General features: G+C 71.8%; 15 protein-coding genes. 7 read left to right on the forward strand and 8 right to left on the reverse strand.

All coding sequences use genetic code 11. The annotated features are described in order from the left end of the window. Window positions 1–115 precede the first annotated feature (115 nt). From CK505_RS00785 to CK505_RS00795, 3 genes are all read left to right on the forward strand, one after another. Window positions 116–580 carry an OsmC family protein gene (locus CK505_RS00785; RefSeq protein ID WP_095649864.1) on the forward strand — a complete coding sequence of 155 codons (465 nt, stop codon included), beginning with the start codon at window positions 116–118 and terminating at the stop codon, window positions 578–580. A gap of 155 nt (window positions 581–735) precedes the next feature. Continuing rightward, window positions 736–1,671, forward strand: a complete 936-nt coding sequence (ppk2, locus tag CK505_RS00790; protein ID WP_095649865.1) for a polyphosphate kinase 2 — start codon at window positions 736–738, stop codon at window positions 1,669–1,671. Between the two features lie 10 nt (window positions 1,672–1,681). Further along, complete coding sequence (locus CK505_RS00795) at window positions 1,682–2,125, forward strand: DUF1772 domain-containing protein (RefSeq protein WP_095649866.1); 444 nt, start codon at window positions 1,682–1,684, stop codon at window positions 2,123–2,125. Window positions 2,126–2,174: 49 nt separating this feature from the next. On the opposite strand, the gene ppc is transcribed toward CK505_RS00795, so the two are convergent. Further along, on the reverse strand, window positions 2,175–4,991 hold the full coding sequence (gene ppc, locus CK505_RS00800; protein WP_017832988.1) for a phosphoenolpyruvate carboxylase: 2,817 nt from the start codon (window positions 4,989–4,991) through the stop codon (window positions 2,175–2,177). 225 nt (window positions 4,992–5,216) lie between these two features. On the opposite strand from ppc, the gene CK505_RS00805 reads away from it, so the two are divergent. Beyond that, entirely contained in the window at window positions 5,217–5,747 is a 531-nt protein-coding gene (locus CK505_RS00805; RefSeq protein WP_017832987.1) for a hypothetical protein, read from the forward strand. A gap of 43 nt (window positions 5,748–5,790) precedes the next feature. On the opposite strand, the gene CK505_RS00810 is transcribed toward CK505_RS00805, so the two are convergent. After that, window positions 5,791–6,294: a phosphoribosyltransferase gene (locus tag CK505_RS00810; protein WP_017832986.1), complete on the reverse strand. Its 504-nt coding sequence runs from the start codon at window positions 6,292–6,294 to the stop codon at window positions 5,791–5,793. A 125-nt stretch (window positions 6,295–6,419) separates the two neighbouring features. Here CK505_RS00810 and CK505_RS00815 point away from each other — a divergent pair, with 125 nt between their 5' ends. After that, window positions 6,420–6,995 (forward strand): cysteine hydrolase family protein, encoded by a 576-nt coding sequence (locus CK505_RS00815; RefSeq protein WP_095649867.1) that lies wholly within the window; start codon window positions 6,420–6,422, stop codon window positions 6,993–6,995. Window positions 6,996–7,153: 158 nt separating this feature from the next. Beyond that, complete coding sequence (locus CK505_RS00820) at window positions 7,154–9,106, forward strand: hypothetical protein (RefSeq protein WP_095649868.1); 1,953 nt, start codon at window positions 7,154–7,156, stop codon at window positions 9,104–9,106. Between the two features lie 123 nt (window positions 9,107–9,229). Here the strand turns inward: CK505_RS00820 and CK505_RS00825 are convergent, their stop codons facing one another. From CK505_RS00825 to CK505_RS00850, 6 genes are all read right to left on the reverse strand, one after another. Continuing rightward, a complete protein-coding gene (locus CK505_RS00825) occupies window positions 9,230–9,946 on the reverse strand; it encodes a cation diffusion facilitator family transporter (protein WP_035925669.1) in 717 nt (238 codons plus the stop codon). Further along, complete coding sequence (locus CK505_RS00830) at window positions 9,943–10,275, reverse strand: helix-turn-helix transcriptional regulator (protein WP_095649956.1); 333 nt, start codon at window positions 10,273–10,275, stop codon at window positions 9,943–9,945. Before CK505_RS00830 ends, CK505_RS00825 begins: the two co-directional genes overlap by 4 nt. A gap of 41 nt (window positions 10,276–10,316) precedes the next feature. Next, on the reverse strand, window positions 10,317–12,014 hold the full coding sequence (locus tag CK505_RS00835; protein WP_176475249.1) for a heme peroxidase family protein: 1,698 nt from the start codon (window positions 12,012–12,014) through the stop codon (window positions 10,317–10,319). 165 nt (window positions 12,015–12,179) lie between these two features. Continuing rightward, a complete protein-coding gene (gene lepB / locus CK505_RS00840) occupies window positions 12,180–12,719 on the reverse strand; it encodes a signal peptidase I (protein WP_095649870.1) in 540 nt (179 codons plus the stop codon). 69 nt (window positions 12,720–12,788) lie between these two features. Then, entirely contained in the window at window positions 12,789–14,651 is a 1,863-nt protein-coding gene (locus CK505_RS00845; protein WP_255250856.1) for a multicopper oxidase family protein, read from the reverse strand. Between the two features lie 47 nt (window positions 14,652–14,698). Then, a complete protein-coding gene (locus CK505_RS00850) occupies window positions 14,699–15,250 on the reverse strand; it encodes a hypothetical protein (RefSeq protein ID WP_141246754.1) in 552 nt (183 codons plus the stop codon). 330 nt (window positions 15,251–15,580) lie between these two features. Here CK505_RS00850 and CK505_RS00855 point away from each other — a divergent pair, with 330 nt between their 5' ends. Continuing rightward, a complete protein-coding gene (locus tag CK505_RS00855; RefSeq protein WP_176475250.1) occupies window positions 15,581–16,540 on the forward strand; it encodes a BTAD domain-containing putative transcriptional regulator in 960 nt (319 codons plus the stop codon). Window positions 16,541–16,674 lie beyond the last annotated feature (134 nt).

Here is a 16,674-nt window from a genome sequence, read left to right on the forward strand (position 1 = left end):
TGGGCGCTGGACGGTGACGTTCCCACGTCAACGGTGACGGCCGCAGCGCCTATTCCGCCGGACCCGGGGGCGGTGCCGGGACCGCCGACGCGAGCGGGGTTGGCATCATGGGTGCATGAGTGAGATCAACGACCCCGCCCCGCGTTCCGTCGAGCTGACCCGCACCGCCACCGGCCACTACACCGCCCGCAACGCCGAGGGGGCCGAGATCGCCTTCGGCCGCGGTGAGGGTCTGCTGTCCCCCGTGGAGCTCCTGCTGGCCGCCATCGCCGGGTGCTCGGCCATCGACGTGGACGTCGCGACCTCCCGCAGCTCGGAGCCCTCGGAGTTCCGCGTCGAGGCGACCGGACGGAAGATCCTCGAGGAGAACGGGGCGAACCGCCTGGAGGACCTGCACCTCTCCTTCCACCTCGCGTTCCCCGACGACGCCGCCGGCCGCAAGGCCGCCGGCATGGTCCAACGCCTCGTCACCCTGTCCCACGACAAGTACTGCACGGTCTCGCGGACGGTGGAGCACGGCACCGCCGTCGGCCACGACGTCAGCGTCGACATCGACGGTGCCGCGGGCGAGCCCCTGTAGCCGACCGCACGGGGTTCTGCACGGTCGGCCCCGGGCGGGGCAGGAGGACCGAGCCCCTGGTGTTCACCGGGCGGTCATGTGCCCGCCGTCCGGGCGGGTCAGGATGAGCACGCCTACACTGCGCTCAAGAGACCCTGACCGGAGAGGAACGGCCGATGCCCGACGGAAAACGGCAGTGGATGCCCGCCGACCAGTGGGCCGTGCGGGAGAACCTGCGGGAGTTCATCGACCACCTCACGCAGATGGGCTACACCGTGCCCCACGGGCACGAGGAGGACCCGGACCTCATCGACCCGGGGGGCTCGGCCGTGGAGACCTGGCGGGAGGACCACCCCTACGACGAGCTGATGAGCCGGGAGGAGTACGAGCTGGAGAAGTACAAGCTCCAGATCGAGCTGCTGAAGTTCCAGTACTGGGGCCAGGACCACGACCTCCAGCACGTCATCGTGTTCGAGGGCCGGGACGCCGCCGGCAAGGGCGGGACGATCAAGCGGTTCACCGAGTACCTCAACCCGCGCGCCGCCCGGGTCGTGGCCCTGACCAAGCCCTCGGACCGCGAGGCCGGGCAGTGGTACTTCCAACGCTACATCCGCCACCTGCCCACCGCCGGGGAGATGGTGCTCTTCGACCGCTCCTGGTACAACCGCGCGGTGGTGGAACCCGTGATGGGCTTCTGCACCCCGCAGGACTACGCGTGGTTCATGGACCAGGCCCCGGTGTTCGAGAAGATGCTCGTGGACTCCGGCATCCACCTCACCAAGCTCTGGTTCTCCGTGACCCAGCAGGAGCAGCGGACCCGGTTCGCGATCCGCCAGATCGACCCCGTGCGCCGGTGGAAGCTGTCCCCGCAGGACCTCGCCTCCCTGGACCGGTGGGAGGACTACACCGAGGCCAAGGAGGAGATGTTCCTGCGCACGGACACCGACCACGCTCCCTGGACCACGGTGAAGTCCAACGACAAGAAGCGGGCGAGGATCAACGCGCTGCGCTTCTTCCTGGACCAGTTCGACTACGAGGACAAGGACCCGTCCGTGGTCCACCCGGCCGATCCGCTGATCGTGCGCCGCGGCCGCGACGCCGTCGGCGACTGAGCCCCGCGGCGTGGAGACGTGGCCGGCGCTGGTCGCCGGGATCGGCTCGGGCCTCGTCGGCGGGTTCTACCTGGCGTTCTCCCTGGTGGTGATGCCGGCGCTGCGGCGCCTCCCCGGCGGCGCGGCGGCCTCGGCGATGATCGCCGTCAACCGGGCCGCGGTGCGGGCGCCGTTCCTGGTCCTGTTCTTCGGCACCGCCCTGGCCTGTCTCGTCGTGGTCGGCACGAGCCTCTCCGCACCCGGCGGGCCGCTGCGCGTGCTGGGTGCGCTGGCCTCCCTGGCGGGCTGGGTCCTGACCGTGGCGGTCAACGTCCCGCTCAACGCCCGGCTGGCCCGCACCGATCGCCGGACCGTGGTGTGGTCCGCCTACGCGCGGCCGTGGACGCGGGCCAACCACCTCCGAGCGGGACTGTCCGTGCTCGGCGCCGTCGCCCTGCTGCTCCCCCTCCCCTGATCCGGGTCCGGGCGACCGCGTCCCCCGCGCCGCCGCCCGGCCCGGGCGGTCAGCCGGTGTTGCGCAGGCCGGCGGCCACCCCGTTGATGGTGATGAGCAGGGCCCGCTGCAGGCCCTCGTCGACCTCCCGGCCCTCGGCGTCCTGCTCCCGGATCCGGCGGAGCAGCTCCACCTGCAGGTAGGAGATGGGGTCGAGGTACTGGTCCCGCACCTCGAGCGTCTGCTTCAGGGTGGGGTTGCCGTCCAGCAGCTCCGCCTGCCCGGTGAGCCGGGCGAGCTCGTCGAGGGTGAGCTCGTACTCGCGGCGGATCACCTCGAACACGTGCTGGAGCCGCTCGGGCACCAGGGCCCGGACGTAGTGGGCGGCGATCTCCAGGTCGGTCTTCGCCACGGTCATCTCCACGTTGGAGATCACGGAGCGGAAGAAGTGCCAGCGCTCCAGCATGGTGCGCAGGTCCCCCTCCATCCCCGCCTCGCGGGCGGCGCGCAGGCCCGAGCCCACCCCGAACCAGCCGGGCACGATCTGGCGGGACTGCGTCCAGCCGAAGACCCACGGGATGGCCCGCAGCCCGGACAGACCCTTGTCCGACGACGGGCGCTTGGCCGGGCGGGAGCCGATGTTCAGCGCGCCCAGCTGCTCCACCGGGGTGGCGGACAGGAAGTACTCCGGCAGGTCGGGGTCCTCGACCAGGCCCGTGTAGGAGGCGAAGGCGGCGTCGCTGACCACGTCCATGACCTCGCCCCACCGGTCCAGCTCCTCCTCGGTGGAGCGCGGGTCCTGGTGCAGCGCCGTGGCGCGCAGCACGGCGGCCAGGGACAGCTCGAGGTTCTCCCGGGCCAGGGCGGGGAGGGAGAACTTGTCGCTGATCACCTCGCCCTGCTCGGTGAACTTGATCTCGCCGGCGAGGACGCCGCTGGGCTGGGCGAGGATCGCGTCGTGGGTGGGGCCGCCGCCGCGGCCCACGGAGCCGCCGCGGCCGTGGAAGAGCCGCAGCCGCACGCCGTGCCGGGCGGCGACGTCGCGGAGCCGGCGCTCGGTCCGGTGGATCTCCCACCGGCTGGTCATCACCCCGGACTCCTTGTTGGAGTCGGAGTAGCCGAGCATGACCTCCTGGATGTTCCCGCGCGCCGCGACCACCCGCCGGTAGGCCGGGTCGGAGAGCAGCTCGTCGATGACCTCCGCGGAGCGGCGCAGCTCCCCGACGGTCTCCAGCAGCGGTGCGAAGCCGAGGGTGGCGCGGTCCTGCTCGCCGGTGAGGTCCACCAGCCCGGCCTCGCGGGCCAGGATCACGGGGGCCAGGATGTCGTCCGCGTCGCGGGTCATGGACACGATGTAGGTCTCGACGATCTCCTCGCCGTAGGTCTCCTGGGCCCGGGCGATCTCCCGGAAGACCGCGAACGTCCGGTCCGCGTCGCCGTCGAGGTGCACGGCGCCCGTGGACAGCCCCGGCGGGGCGAGCGGGCGGCGGCCGGCGAGCTCCCCGGCGAGCACCGCGGCGCGCGCGCCCCGGTCCATGTCCGCGTACGGCTGGTCCAGCTCGCCCAGCCGGTCGAGCAGCTGCCCCACGGCCTCGTGGTGGGCGTCGGCGTGCTCGCGGACGTCCAGGGTGGCCAGGCCCAGGCCGAAGCCGGCGATGGTGCGGGTCGCCGCGGCGAGCGAGCCGTCGGCGGCGAGCGCGCCCGCGTGGTGCCGCAGCGAGCGGGCCACCACGTCGAGGTCGGCCACGAGCTCGGCGGTGGTCCGGTAGTCCCGGCCCGGCTCGTGGACGGTCTCCTCCGCGAACCGGCGGCGGGTGTTGATCAGCTTGGCCTTGATGCAGGTGAGCTTGAGCCGGTACGGCTCCTGCGCGTTGAGCTCCAGGACCCGCGGGTCCAGGCCGGGCAGGTGGGCCACGTCCCGCTCCACGGACTCGCGCAGCTCGGGGTCGACCTCGACGATGGCGGTGGAGGGGGACAGCCGGGAGACCAGCACGTCCAGGAAGCTCAGGGCGATGTCCACGGCGGCCTGCCCCTGCAGCTGGAGGACCCGGCGGGTCATCTCGGGGGTGACGTTGGGGTTGCCGTCCCGGTCCCCGCCGATCCAGGACCCGAAGCGCAGCGGCGGGGGGCCGGCCGGCAGGTGCACGTCGTGCTGCGAGAGCTGGTCCTCGAGGTCCGCGAGCAGCACGGGCATGGTCTCGGTGAGGACCTCCCGCAGGTAGTACAGGGCGTTGCGGGCCTCGTCGAGCGGGGTGGGGCGGTTCTGGCGCAGTTCGTCGGTCTGCCAAAGGAGCTCGATCAGCTCGGCGAGGCGCCGGTCCTGGCTGCGGCGCGCGGCGGAGCCCTCGGCGGTCTCGCGGGCCAGGATGTCGGAGAGGTGCCGGATCTTGGTCAGCACGGAGCGCCGGGAGGCCTCGGTGGGGTGCGCGGTGAACACCGGCCGGACGTCCAGGCTGCCCACCGCCTCCCGCAGGGCGTCGGGACCGGCCTCGGCGGCGACGTCGGCGACCGCCGCGGCGAGCCACCCCTCGTCCTCGGGGCGGCGGCCGAGCACGCGCACGCGGTGCACCTGCTCGGCGGCGTTGGCCAGGTGGAAGTAGTGGGCGAAGGCCCGCACCAGGTCCGTCGCCCGGTCCAGGGGCAGGGAGCCGAGCAGGTCGCGGACCTGGCCCGCGGCGTCGTCGGCCCCGGAGGCCTTGGCGTCCTTCGCGTCCTTGGTGAGCCGGCGGACCTGCTCGACCAGCTCCAGCAGCTCCTCGCCGCGCTGACGGGCCAGGGTCTCCCCCAGCAGGGTCGTGATGCGGCGGACGTCCGCACGCAGCGGGGCGTCGATCACCTCGGCGCGGTGGCGGTCGGGGGCGGCGGTCCGGTCGTGCTGAGTCGTCATGTCGCGGCTGCTCCTGGCTGGTCGGTCGTCACGGGTGCGCGCACGACCGACGAGCGGTCGCGCCGTCGGTGCCTACCGTGCCAGCCTACCCCGGGTGATCCACGTCGCACGGGCCGCCCCGGGGAGGCCCCGCGTGGACCCTCTCCTGGAAACCCGTGCCGGCCGGGGCAGGGAGCGGTAGGTTCGGCGGTGAGCACACCTCGCGCGCGCCAGGAGGCACAGGCCATGAGCCAGCACCCGCACGGTCCCGGCGGCCCGCACCGTCCGGGCGGCGGGCCGCCCCCGCGGCTCCCCGGCGGACCGGGTCCCGGCACGGTCCCGCCCGGGCCGCCGATGACGGCCCGGCTGCGCCTGCTGCTGCGGCTCACCCTGCTCTCGTTCGCGGTCAACGTGGCGGACACGTTCGTGCAGGCTGTCGCGGGCCCCAGCGCCCAGCTCCCCGGCATGGAGGACCTGGTGCGGGTGCCGGGGCTCCCCGGCGCCGGGCTGTCCGCCGCGCTGGCGCTCCTCGGCGTGGTGCTGACGACGGCCCTCTACGCGCTGGTCTGGTTCCCGCTGCGCGAGCAGCTGCAGTGGGGCTGGATCCTCGGCATCGTCTTCTGCTCCCTGGCCGTGCTCGGCGACCTCTTCGACCTGGCGGTGTTCCTCCTGGGCGGGCACCTGCTGCCCGGGCTCAGCACCACCGTCCTGGTCGCGGTCAACGTCGTGTGGCTCGTCGTGGCCGGCCACCCCGGGGTGCGGGCGGCGCTGCGCTGACCCGGATGAGGAGCGGCCCGGGCGGGACGCGGCCCGGGGGCGGTCAGGCGCCGGCGGTGACCGGCGGGGCGGCCGACCAGGGGAAGACGATCCAGTCGTCGGTGGCCTTCCACAGGTAGTCGGGCCGGATCACGGAGCGGGGCTTGCCGTAGATGACGGCGGAGCGCGCCTCCGCGCCCAGGCCGCGCAGCAGCTCCAGCACCAGGGCGAGGGTCCGCCCGGAGTCCGCCACGTCGTCGACGACGAGCAGCTTCCGGCCCGCGATGGACTCGGTGTCCAGCATCGGGGCGAGCAGCACGGGGTCCGGCAGGGTCTGGTGGACGTCGGTGTAGAACTCCACGTTGATCGCGTCCGAGAGCTTGACCCCCATCGCGTAGGACAGCGCACCGGCCGGGAGCAGACCGCCGCGGGCCACCGCGATGATGATGTCCGGCAGGAAACCGCTGTCCACGACGCTCTGGGCGAGCTCCTGGGTCGCTTCGCCGAAGCGTTCCCACGTGAGGATCTCCTTGCCCTCGAGCTCGAGGGCGTCCGCGTGATAGGCCATGCGCCTCAGGCTACCGGAGCCCCGGAGCGGGTGGAGCCGCGCGCCCGAAGGTAGTAAGTTCACTGATCGGATCGTTGTCCACCGGAGCCCCCCCGCGGGGCTCCCCCCGCACCGGAGAGGACGCCATGCCCCAGCACCCGGCGCAGGGCCGCACCGCCCTGCTCGTCATCGACATGCAGAACTCGTACTTCGACTTCCCCGAGCTCGAGGAGCAGCGGGAGCCCGTGACGGAGAAGGTCAACGAGCTGATCCGGGCGGCCCGCGACGGCGGCTGCCCGATCGTGCTGATCCGCACCCAGCACGAGCGGGACGGCTCCACGTGGACCGTCAACATGCACGACGACGGGCAGGGCTTCGCGTTCCCCGGCACGGAGCAGTCCGAGTACGTGGCCGGTCTCGACACCGAGGGCGGGACGGGGCTGGTCAAGACCCGGGACAGCGCGTTCTTCGACACGGACCTCGCGGCCCGGCTGCGCAACCTGGGCGCCACCCACCTGATGCTCTGCGGGATCTCCACGCACAGCTGCGTGGCCCAGACCGCGATCGACGCGTTCGCCCACGACTTCCGGGCCGCGGTGGCCCGGGACGCCGTGGCCTCCGAGAACTCGGAGCTCTCCCGCGCGCTGCTGGCCTTCCTCGAGGACGAGATGCGCCAGGACATCCTGCACCAGGACGAGGCCGTGGCCCGGCTGCGGAGCTGAGCGCACTCCCTCCTCCGGGCCCGTCATGACGTCGTGCGTCGGGCCCTCCCCCCTCCCGCTCCGTGGCGGCCCCGGCCCGGGCCCGGTGCCACAGGGTTTTCTCAAGTGCGCTTTTGCATATTCGCGCTATCAGCACCGCCGCTACTTGAGGAGACATCATGAGCACCTCCACCGGGCCCCGCGAACTGCTGCGGGACCCGCCACAGCACCCCCGCGGCCGCCGCACGGTCGCCGCCGCCGCCGCGCTCCTGCTCGGCGCCACCGGCATCAGCGCCTCGACCGCCGCCACCGAGGTCGTCCAGCGCAACCCGGGCGGCCTGACCGCCGTGGGACCCGTGAACACCGAGCACGGGTTCCCGGCCTGGTACGAGGACAGCAGCAAGGTCCGCACGGAACTGTGCCTGGACGGCGACAACCCGCTGTGCGCCTTCCCGCCGGGGGACGTCCCCGATCCGCTGAAGCCCATCTCCTTCCCGGACAACTTCCCCGGCGAGGCCTTCTACATGCTCGCCGGCTCCGAGGTCCAGATCCCCGGCGGCGGGGACGCGGTCCTCACCCTCGCCCTGGAGGCCGCCTTCGCCAACGAGAACCCGATCCCCGGGGACCAGGTCGTCTTCTCCCGCCAGCGCATCGACGTGGACGACGCCGCGCCCAACACCACCCTGACGTTCACGCACCCCTACGGCACCGTGACGGTCGACACCGACGAGCGGGGCCGCGGGCGCCTGGTGGAGGACGTCTCCCCGGCCGTCGGCAACTTCCAGACACCGCTCAAGGGGGACATCGGCCCCTTCCTGCAGTGGGACAGCGGGGCCCCCGAGGGCTACCTGGGCAACCCCGACGTGGAGCACACCGTGACGGGCAGCCCGCTCGGCACGAACTTCTTCGAGGTCACGACCTCGGACGGCGGCACCGCCCGCAACGACCAGTTCTCCGTGATGGGCAAGATCTCCACCAATACGGGGGTGCAGGCCGACCGGGCCGTCGTCGGCGGAGGCCACCTCGACGTCTTCGCCACCAGCCGCGGGGACCAGCTCGAGGTGGTCGGCCAGGACGGCGTGTTCAGCACCACGCCCATGGAGAAGGACGAGGGCGACTCGGAGCGCGCCTACGCCCGCATCGCGTACACGGGCGCCGCTCCGGCGACCGTGACGGTCCGGAACCTCGGGGACAAGCCCGTCAGCAGCGCCGAGGTCGCCGTCACCGACGTCTCGGTCGCCACGGCCGCGACCTACGACGGCACCGCGCTGACCGTCGAGGCGACGTCATCCTCCGGGACCGCCCCGGAGGTCGCCGGCTTCGGGGCGCTCGCCGCCACCGGCACCGCGAACGTCTACAAGGGCTCGTTCCCCACGCTCGCTCCCCCGGTCGAGGCCACGGTCTCCACCTCCGGGACGAGCCGGACCACCGTGCCCGTGGTCGTCACGGGCGGGGAGGCCTCCCCGGTCGGCGAGGACCCGATCGATCCCGCCCCGGATCCCGGTCCCGTCACGGAGGGGACCACCCCGGACAACCCCGACGTCGTGCAGCCCGCGGCCACCGCGGCCGTCGCGGCCCTGCCCGGCTCGGTGGCCCGGGGGATGGCCACGGAGCTGGACGGCAGCGGGTCCACGAACGCGGCCTCCTACGAGTGGACGCAGGTCAGCGGGCCGCAGGTGACGTTCAGCAGCAAGACCGTGGCCAAGCCGAAGGTGGTGGTGCCGTTCTTCACCACGGTCTCCGCCACGGCGCCCGCGGCCGCGGACCAGGACCCGGTCCTCCAGCTGGTGGTCAAGAACGCCGCCGGGGTCGCGAGCGCCCCCGCGACGATCACCCTGAAGAGCGACGACGTGGTGACCGTCGCGGCGGCCTCGCGCCACCGGGTCGGCAAGGAGCTGCGGCTCACCGGCACGGCGCTCGTGCCCGGTGCACCGTCCCTGCTGAACCCGGCGACCTCGGTGAACATCTACAACACGACCTCGGGCACGCCGGTCAAGGTCGGCTCCGCCCCGGTGGACTCGCTCGGCAACTGGGAGTACCGGGCCAAGCCCGGCCCGGGCCAGCGCATCTCGAGCGTGCTCGTGCAGTCCACGCGCGGCGGAGAGGCGAGGGGGGTGGTGGGCACCGGATGAGCATCTGAGACAGCGCTCCCTCCAGCCGGCCCGTGCTCCGACCCCCTCGGCGCACGGGCCGGCCCCTGGGTGCGCTCCCGCCCGGACGGGGCCGGCCGCCCGCAGGGACCGGCAGCCGAGGGGTCAGGGGGCGCAGCAGGAGCAGCCGGGGCCGCACGGGCCGGCGCACCCGTCGCCGTCCTCGTCGTCACCGACGAGCACCGCCGCCGGGGTGCAGCAGGCGTCCCCCCGCCAGGCCTCCAGCCCCTCCTTCACGGCGAACCCGGCGATGACCAGGGCGGCCAGCGGGTCGGCCCAGGACCAGCCCAAGGTGCTGTTGAGCAGCAGTCCGACCAGCAGCACGGCCGAGAGGTAGCTGCAGATCAGGGTCTGCTTGGAGTCGGCCACCGCCGACGCGGAGCCCAGCTCCCGGCCGGTGCGCCGCTCGAACCAGGACAGCAGCGGCATGATCACCAGGCTCACGGCGGCCAGTCCGATGCCGACCGGGGAGTGCTCGGGCTCGGCGGCCCCGAGCAGGCTGCGCAGCGCATCGACGGTGACGAAGGCGGCCAGGCCGAAGAAGGAGAACGCGATCACCCGCAGGGCCACCTTCTCCCGGCGGTGCGGGTCGGGAGCGGCGAACTGCCAGGCGACCGCCGCCGCCGAGAGGACCTCGACGACGGAGTCCAGCCCGAAGCCGATCAGCGCGGCGGAGGAGGCGATGGTGCCGGCGGTCAGGGCGACCACGGCCTCGAGGACGTTGTAGGTGATGGTGCCGGCCACGATCAGGCGCACCCGCCGGTGCAGGACCGCCCGGCGTGCCGAGGTGAGGGGGCCCGGTCCCAGAGTGCGGGAGCTCATGCGCAGGTGCATCCGGCCGGGGAGCAGCAGGTGGGGTCCACGGTCACCACCAGCTCCAGCAGGTCCCCCAGCGCCGGGCCGAGGCGGGGATCGGCCAGCCGGTACCAGGTGCTGCGCCCCTCGGCGGAGGCCGTCACCAGCCCGCATCCGCGCAGGCAGGCGAGCTGGTTGGACATCACCTGCTTGGACACGCCCAGGGCCCGCGCCAGCTCCGAGGGACGGCCCGGGGCGTCGCGCAGGGCCAGCAGGATCTGGAGGCGCGTCTCGTCGGAGAGGGCGGCACCCAGCCGGGACAGCGCCGAGGTGTGGGTGGGGGCGACGGAGGACATGCCCTCACGGTACACGCATCCGTGTACTCACGGCAGGCGGGTCAGGCGCTCCCGGGGTGCTCGTCCTCGGGGGGCTCCCCCTCGGGGTGCTCCTCCTCCGGCAGCTCGACCTCCGGGTCCTCTGCCTCCAGGTCCTCGGCCTCGGAGCCGGCGGGCATGTTCTCGAGGGCACCCGCCATCTCGAGGAAGTCGCCGCACTCGAACGGTGTCCTCGCAGGTGCCCACCCGGTGGGGGCGTTGAGGAACGAGGAGCGGTCCAGGGAGAGGATGCCGAGGACGACCTCCGCGATGATCCTCCCGCCGACGGGGCCCAGCGTCCTGCCGCCGAGCAGCTCCGCCTCCTTCAGGATGTAGTACCAGAGCGGTGCCCGGCCCTTCCAGCCGGGGTCCGTGAGCCCGAGCCTGTCATTGGGGATCGGTGCCACACCCATGGCCTTGGCGACGTCCTGGCCGGCCGGCAGGCCGAGCCGCTTGCCCCGCACCAGGTTCCGGTGGGCCAGGGAGAGGATGGCGCCGTCGACGTGCTGCACCACGGTCGGCGGGAGCTCGTTGAGCGGGAGCGCCAGCTTGGTGTCGATCAGCCGCGTCATGTTGCGGTCGTCCGGCTCGCTCATCCCGGGGACGTCGAAGAAGTAGTTCCAGTCGGCCCGTGCGATGGTCGGCAGCGGGCGGGACCCGCGGAGGTCGTTCGCGGGGTGCCCGAAGAAGGGAATGGTGACCGCGTCGTGCATCTCGTACTCGGCGCGGATCATGCTGTGGCCGAAGCGGTAGGCGGCCACCGAGTACTCGATGGGCATCATGGGCCGGGTGGGATTGCCGGGTTTGTAGAACTTGCAGTCCACCCCGGTCGGTCCGCCCCTGCGCGGCTTGAGCATGCCGGCCACCAGACCCCTGCCCACCATGCGGGGCAGGAAGTCGTGCACGATCAGCCACTGGAAGTGCCACCGGGTCATCTGCTGCGCCTGCTGGAACGTCATGCCCTCGTCCACGAACCTGTTGTGCAGCTGCAGGAAGGTGAGGTGGAACTGGGCGACGATCAGGTTCTCGTCGTTGCGCTGGTCCCCGATGATCGCGGTGCCGTCCGCGTTGCGCGGCAGGTCCGGGAAACCGTCGTGGTTCCGCCCGATGCGCATCCGGCGCCGATCAGCCGGGTCGTAGAGCTGGGGGTCGGCGGCCGGCCCCCTGCCGTAGACGGAGCCCAGCTCGAAGAAGGGGGTGTCGAAGTTGGTGAGTCCCTTCGGGTCCAGGTCCTGCTGTGGCATGGGCGTCTTGTCGAGCGTCATGTCGTGGTCGATGAACTGCCCCAGATAGGCGTAGCCGGCAGGAATGTCCGGGTTGTCGAACCCGTCGTTGCTCAGCGAGACGTCGGCCAGCGGCGGGGTGCGGTCGACCATCTGCTGCGCGAGGTCCGCCAGCAGGTCGTCGCTCGGGGCGAAGGCCGGGAGCTTCTTGAACATGACCCCGAAGCGTCCCTCCTTGGTCCGCCCCGCGGTGACCGCGATGTCGGAGCCCCGCGGCGCCCCCGTACCGTGGCCCGACCGGGTCGCGCTCAGCACGCGAGCCGCAGCGGGAGCCGTGGGCGCGGGGACTTTGGGTGTGGGCGCCTTGGGCGCGGCATGGGCCTGCCCCGTGACCGGCAGCGCGGCCAGGCCGGCCATCACGCCGGTGAGGACGCCTCTGCGCGAGACGCCCTCCGCCGCCGTCTCCTCCGGCACGCGGATCCTCTTCGTGGTTTTCATCGGATGCCCTTCTCCCCCAGTTGGTGCATGTGCAAACAGACAACGGTGCGGGTCTTGGAAATACCTTGCGGATGCCCCGTTCATGACATGGAGGAGCGGGCCCGGGACGAGGGGAGTGGCGAGTCCCGGGCCCGCTGGTGCGGTTGCCGTCGAGCGGCGGCAGGCTCAGGGCCGGGGCAGCAGGACCGTGGCTTCCAGGTCCTCTGCGGGAACGGTGCCGAAGTGCCGGGAGTCGACCGACACGCCCCGGTTGTCGCCCATGACGAAGACGTGTCCGTCGGGGACGGTGACCGGGCCGAAGTAGGTGCCGTCGATCCGGCTGTGGTCGACGAACGGCTCGTCGACCGTCCTGCCGTCGACGACGAGGAGGGAGTCCTCGATCGCCACGGTCTGTCCGCCGGTGGCCACCACCCGCTTCACGGTCATGCTGCCGTCGTCGGGGTGGGGGAAGACGACCGCGGTGCCCGCGGACACCGCGGCGGGATCGGGATCGAGCTTCAGCAGCAGCGCCACGCTCTTCTGCCCCATGGTGGGCTCCATGCTGTCCGAGGCGACGACCACGGGTTCGATCAACCAGACCCGGATGGCCAGGACCAGGACCAGGCCCAGCAGCACCGCCCAGACCGCCCGCGGCCCGATGGGCCGGTGACGTGTCCGGTCCGGCTTCTGCCGGGTCGGGACGGGGGCGGGTCTCAGCTGCACCATGTCAGCTCATCCTCTCTTCTCGGGACAGCGGGGCCGCTGCGCCCGTGCGGCTGATACGACAGGTCCACGTCATCTGCCGGCACGCGGACCCTTGGTCTGCGTCTTCTTCCCGGACTTCTTGGTGGGCGTGGGCGACGGCGAAGGCGACATGGACGGCGACGGCGAGGCGGACGGCGACGGCGACGGCGAGACGGACGGCGACGGCGACGGCGAGACGGACGGCGCGGGCGAGGCCGACGGCGAGGGGGAAGGAGTGGTGCTGCTCGTTCCCGCCGGCACCGCCGGGTCCGCCGTCATCGGATCGTTGGGGTCCGGGTCCACGGACTCGCCGACCTGGTACTGCGCCATCATGTCGTGGTCCTCGTGGACGAGGTTGTGGCAGTGCACCATGTACCGGCCCTGGTGGGGTCCGAACTTCATGAGCAGCCGGACGGTCTCCCCCTCGCCCACGTAGACGGTGTCCTTCGGCCCCTTCTCGTAGGCGAACGGAGCCCGGCCGTTGCGTCCGATGATCTTGAAGTCGATGAGGTGGATGTGCATGGGGTGGAACCACCCGCCCGAGGAGTTCTCGAATTCCCAGATCTCCGTGGCCCCCAGCTCGACCTCCGCCATCACCTTGCGGTAGTTGCTGGCGATCACGTCCGCCCACGTCTCCCCGTCGATCGTCCAGGTGCTGTCGTCGCGCTTCACCCGGAAGTGTCGTCTCCTCGTCGACTGGCTCTCCTGCAGATCCATCACCTCGCTGCCGGCGAGAGCGGTGGGAATCCGGTTCCAGGTGGGGTCGGACGTGTCCACGGGCTCGTCCACGACGTCGAAGGCCATGATCTTGTTCGTGAAGTCGTAGTCGACGTTGTTGTCGTTGGACAGGTTCTGCAGTTCGATCCGCTGTCCCGTCCTGTACTTGCTGAAGTCGACCAGGAACTCGTAGCGCTCGGCGCCGGCGTGCCGGTACTCGCGAACAGGCTGGGCGGTGGGCATCAGCCCGCCGTCCGTGGCGACCATGACGAGCGGGTCCCCCGTGCTGAGCCTGGGCCGGAAGGACCGGGAGATGCAGCAGTTGAGGAAACGGAACCGGTAGACCCGCTTCTGCACCTTCATGACGGGCCAGGGCCTGCCGTTCACGAGAATGACGTCCCCCCACAGCCCCGACCGGCTGTTGTCGTCGTAGCCGAGGGCTCCGTTGGCGGCGAACATCGCGTCGGAGACGGTGAGTGCGACGTCGTACTTCCCCCGCGGCAGGAGCCGCTCCGAGTTGGCGTCGTGCATGTGGTACTGCCCCGCCAGCCCCGAATAGGCGTTGAGCGCGGTGTGGTGGACCCCGTGGTCGTGGTACCACAGGGTCCTGCCGCCTTGGAAGTTCGGGTACTTGTACGTCTTCTGGAACCCCGGGCGCGTGATGTCGCTGGCATAGCCGTCGTACTGGGGCAGCGACGCGGAACCGTGCAGGTGGGTGGACGTGTCCAGGCTGTGACCGTCCAGGGCGTGCTGGCGCGGCAGCTTGTTGACCACGGTCAGCTCGACCTTCGTGCCCTGGTAGACGTCGATCGTAGGGCCCGGGAAGATGCCGTTGTAGCCGAGAATGGGCGTCAGGAGACCCGCCTTCGGCAGGATCTGGGCCGAGGCGGCCTGCTCCGTGACCGTGTAGTACTTGATGGGCTTCCCGTCGACGGGATCGATCGTGGGCCGGCCGAGCGGGTCGTCAGCAGCGAGAACGGGCGCCTGGGCGAACTCGGTCCGGAACGGCCTCGGCATCAGGGAGTCGGCGAGCGCGCTCGCCGACTTGGCGTTGACCGCTGTCGTCGGCACACCCAGAGCCGCCCCTGCGACTCCCAGCCCGCCCAGCAGCAGGACGTTTCTTCTCGAGACGGCCATGATGTTGCTCCCCCTTGGATCGGGACCGTTGCGCTCCGCGCGGTCCCGCGTTCTGGTCATGACATGTGGTGGAACGACCTGCCCCCCGACCGGGTCGTTCCGTGCGGTCAGCGTCCTCTGCTGCCGCTGTGGTGTTCGGTACCCATCGAGAGGCGCACGTCGCCGGCTCCGGCGAGAGTCAGTTCGAGGGCTTTGTCGGGCACCTCGAAGACCAGCTCCGCCTGCACGGTCTCGTTCTGCGCGAGCGGAGCCTCGGACGGCGACGCCCAGACCACCTGCGACGTGCGGCCCCCGAGCCGTTCCACCACGTAGTCGTCGGCGTCGAAGTCCAGACCTTCGGACTCCATCGCGGTGAGCTCCAGCAGGACGATCACCAGGTGGGCGCCGCTCGGAACGTCTCCGCTGAGCTCCGCCGGCACGTCCCGTCCCTCCTGGGCGACGAACTGCGTGTACGGCATGACCCCGTTGAGACGCGCGAGCCCTCCGGGCACGGACCCGGAGGCTCCGAGCATGGTGCCCGGCTCCTTCTCCGCGGAGAGGGCACCGTGGGCCAGCACCAGGAGGACCGCCAGCAGGAACAGCGCCGGCGGCATCCAGCGGTGGCGTCCCCGCCGGGCCGGCGGGGTGTCGACGACGGCTGTTGAGTCCTGAGTGGTCATGACCCCACGGTCGGCACGGAACCTTGGAGAAACGTTGCGGTGCGGACCGATCACCTCCGCACGTCGTCAGCTCGGGGGACAGTCGCCCCGTGTTCATGACGTTCCATGTCGCAGACCGGTGCCGGTGAAGGCTGCGATCGGGCCCGTCCGGCCCCCGGGGCGGGCTGCTTCCAGGCGGTCGAGGCCCGGACTCCCGGGGGCCGGCGCCCTGTGCGCCGGTCGTTCCCTTTGGCACACCCCTCAGATGGGGGGTGCCCCACCCCCCATCCGGTGCTGTTGGCCGAGGGGGCCGCCCGCCACAGTGGAGGCACTTCGGGGGGAGTGATAACGATGGATGTTTCTACTGTCGACGTTCGAACCGCAGCCGGTGCCACGGGGGCCAGGCTGTCGGTGCAGGTCATCGGTCCGTTGGTGGTCCGGTGCGGGAGCCGGACCCTGACGTCCAAGGAGCTGGGGGGTCCCCGGCAGCGGCGGATCCTCGAGATCCTCCTCCTGCATCTGGGGACACGGGTGTCGAAGCAACGACTCGTCGATCTGCTGTGGGGGGACGACGCACCCGCGGCGGCTTCCGCGAACCTGGAGAGCTACGTCAGCGTTCTGCGCCGGCACCTCCAGCCCGGGCAGGGCAGGAACGGTCCGCTGAGGACCACGAACGGCGGCTACGTCATCGACGCCGCCCTGGTGGATCTGGACCTGCCCCGCTTCGAGCGACTGCTGGAGACTGCGATGCGCTCCTCCGCCCGCGAGGCGGATCTGCTGCTGCACCGAGCGCTGGGCATGGCCTCGGGCTCCCTGCTGGAGGACGAGCAGGACTGCGAGTGGATCGAGTCCCAGCGCAGCGCCTTCGCGGCTCGAGTGACCGAGGCCCGTGTGCTGCTGGCCGAGGCAGACCTCGAGCTGGGCCGCTGCGAGGAAGCCGTGGCCCAGGCACGGAAGGTGGTCGCGGCCGACCCGTTGAACGAACGAGCCTGGACCGTGCTCGTGCTCGGGCTCGAAGGGGCTGGGCGCTCGGTCGAGGGCCTGCAGGCCTACGAGCAGTGCCGGTGGACCCTGGACCAGGAGCTGGGATGCGCTCCGTCCGGGGTGCTGCAGTTGGCCTACACCCGCATGCTGCAGGCCACGGCCGCGACCGGCGACGAGCTGGGCCAGGCCCTGACGGCCCTGCTGGTGCTCCACAGCCGGGCCGGCGACCCCGACTGGGTCCCTGGCGCCCGCGTCCCGCTCGCCCGGCAGGAGGCGGTCTCGGTGCTCCAGGCCTTCCTGGGCCGCAGCCTGAGCACGGCCGCATAGGGGGTGGAGGCATGAGCTGGTGCAGCCGACGGCGTTCACGAACCGAATGTCCCCTTGTCAACCCCCAAACAGATGACACTCGCCCGCTTGGTGTCCATGATTTGCAATCGGCATACTACCCACACGTAGTACAG

Source organism: Kocuria sp. WN036, from assembly GCF_002287015.1.
GTDB lineage: Bacteria > Actinomycetota > Actinomycetes > Actinomycetales > Micrococcaceae > Kocuria > Kocuria rosea.

Coding starts and splice junctions, on each gene's coding strand:
- CK505_RS00785 (WP_095649864.1), top strand. CDS start 116: ATGAGTGAGATCAACGACCCCGCCCCGCGTTCCGTCGAGCTGACCCGC.
- ppk2 (WP_095649865.1), top strand. CDS start 736: ATGCCCGACGGAAAACGGCAGTGGATGCCCGCCGACCAGTGGGCCGTG.
- ppc (WP_017832988.1), bottom strand. CDS start 4,991: ATGACGACTCAGCACGACCGGACCGCCGCCCCCGACCGCCACCGCGCC.
- CK505_RS00805 (WP_017832987.1), top strand. CDS start 5,217: ATGAGCCAGCACCCGCACGGTCCCGGCGGCCCGCACCGTCCGGGCGGC.
- CK505_RS00810 (WP_017832986.1), bottom strand. CDS start 6,294: ATGGCCTATCACGCGGACGCCCTCGAGCTCGAGGGCAAGGAGATCCTC.
- CK505_RS00815 (WP_095649867.1), top strand. CDS start 6,420: ATGCCCCAGCACCCGGCGCAGGGCCGCACCGCCCTGCTCGTCATCGAC.
- CK505_RS00820 (WP_095649868.1), top strand. CDS start 7,154: ATGAGCACCTCCACCGGGCCCCGCGAACTGCTGCGGGACCCGCCACAG.
- CK505_RS00825 (WP_035925669.1), bottom strand. CDS start 9,946: ATGAGCTCCCGCACTCTGGGACCGGGCCCCCTCACCTCGGCACGCCGG.
- CK505_RS00830 (WP_095649956.1), bottom strand. CDS start 10,275: ATGTCCTCCGTCGCCCCCACCCACACCTCGGCGCTGTCCCGGCTGGGT.
- CK505_RS00835 (WP_176475249.1), bottom strand. CDS start 12,014: ATGAAAACCACGAAGAGGATCCGCGTGCCGGAGGAGACGGCGGCGGAG.
- lepB (WP_095649870.1), bottom strand. CDS start 12,719: ATGGTGCAGCTGAGACCCGCCCCCGTCCCGACCCGGCAGAAGCCGGAC.
- CK505_RS00845 (WP_255250856.1), bottom strand. CDS start 14,651: ATGACCAGAACGCGGGACCGCGCGGAGCGCAACGGTCCCGATCCAAGG.
- CK505_RS00850 (WP_141246754.1), bottom strand. CDS start 15,250: ATGACCACTCAGGACTCAACAGCCGTCGTCGACACCCCGCCGGCCCGG.
- CK505_RS00855 (WP_176475250.1), top strand. CDS start 15,581: ATGGATGTTTCTACTGTCGACGTTCGAACCGCAGCCGGTGCCACGGGG.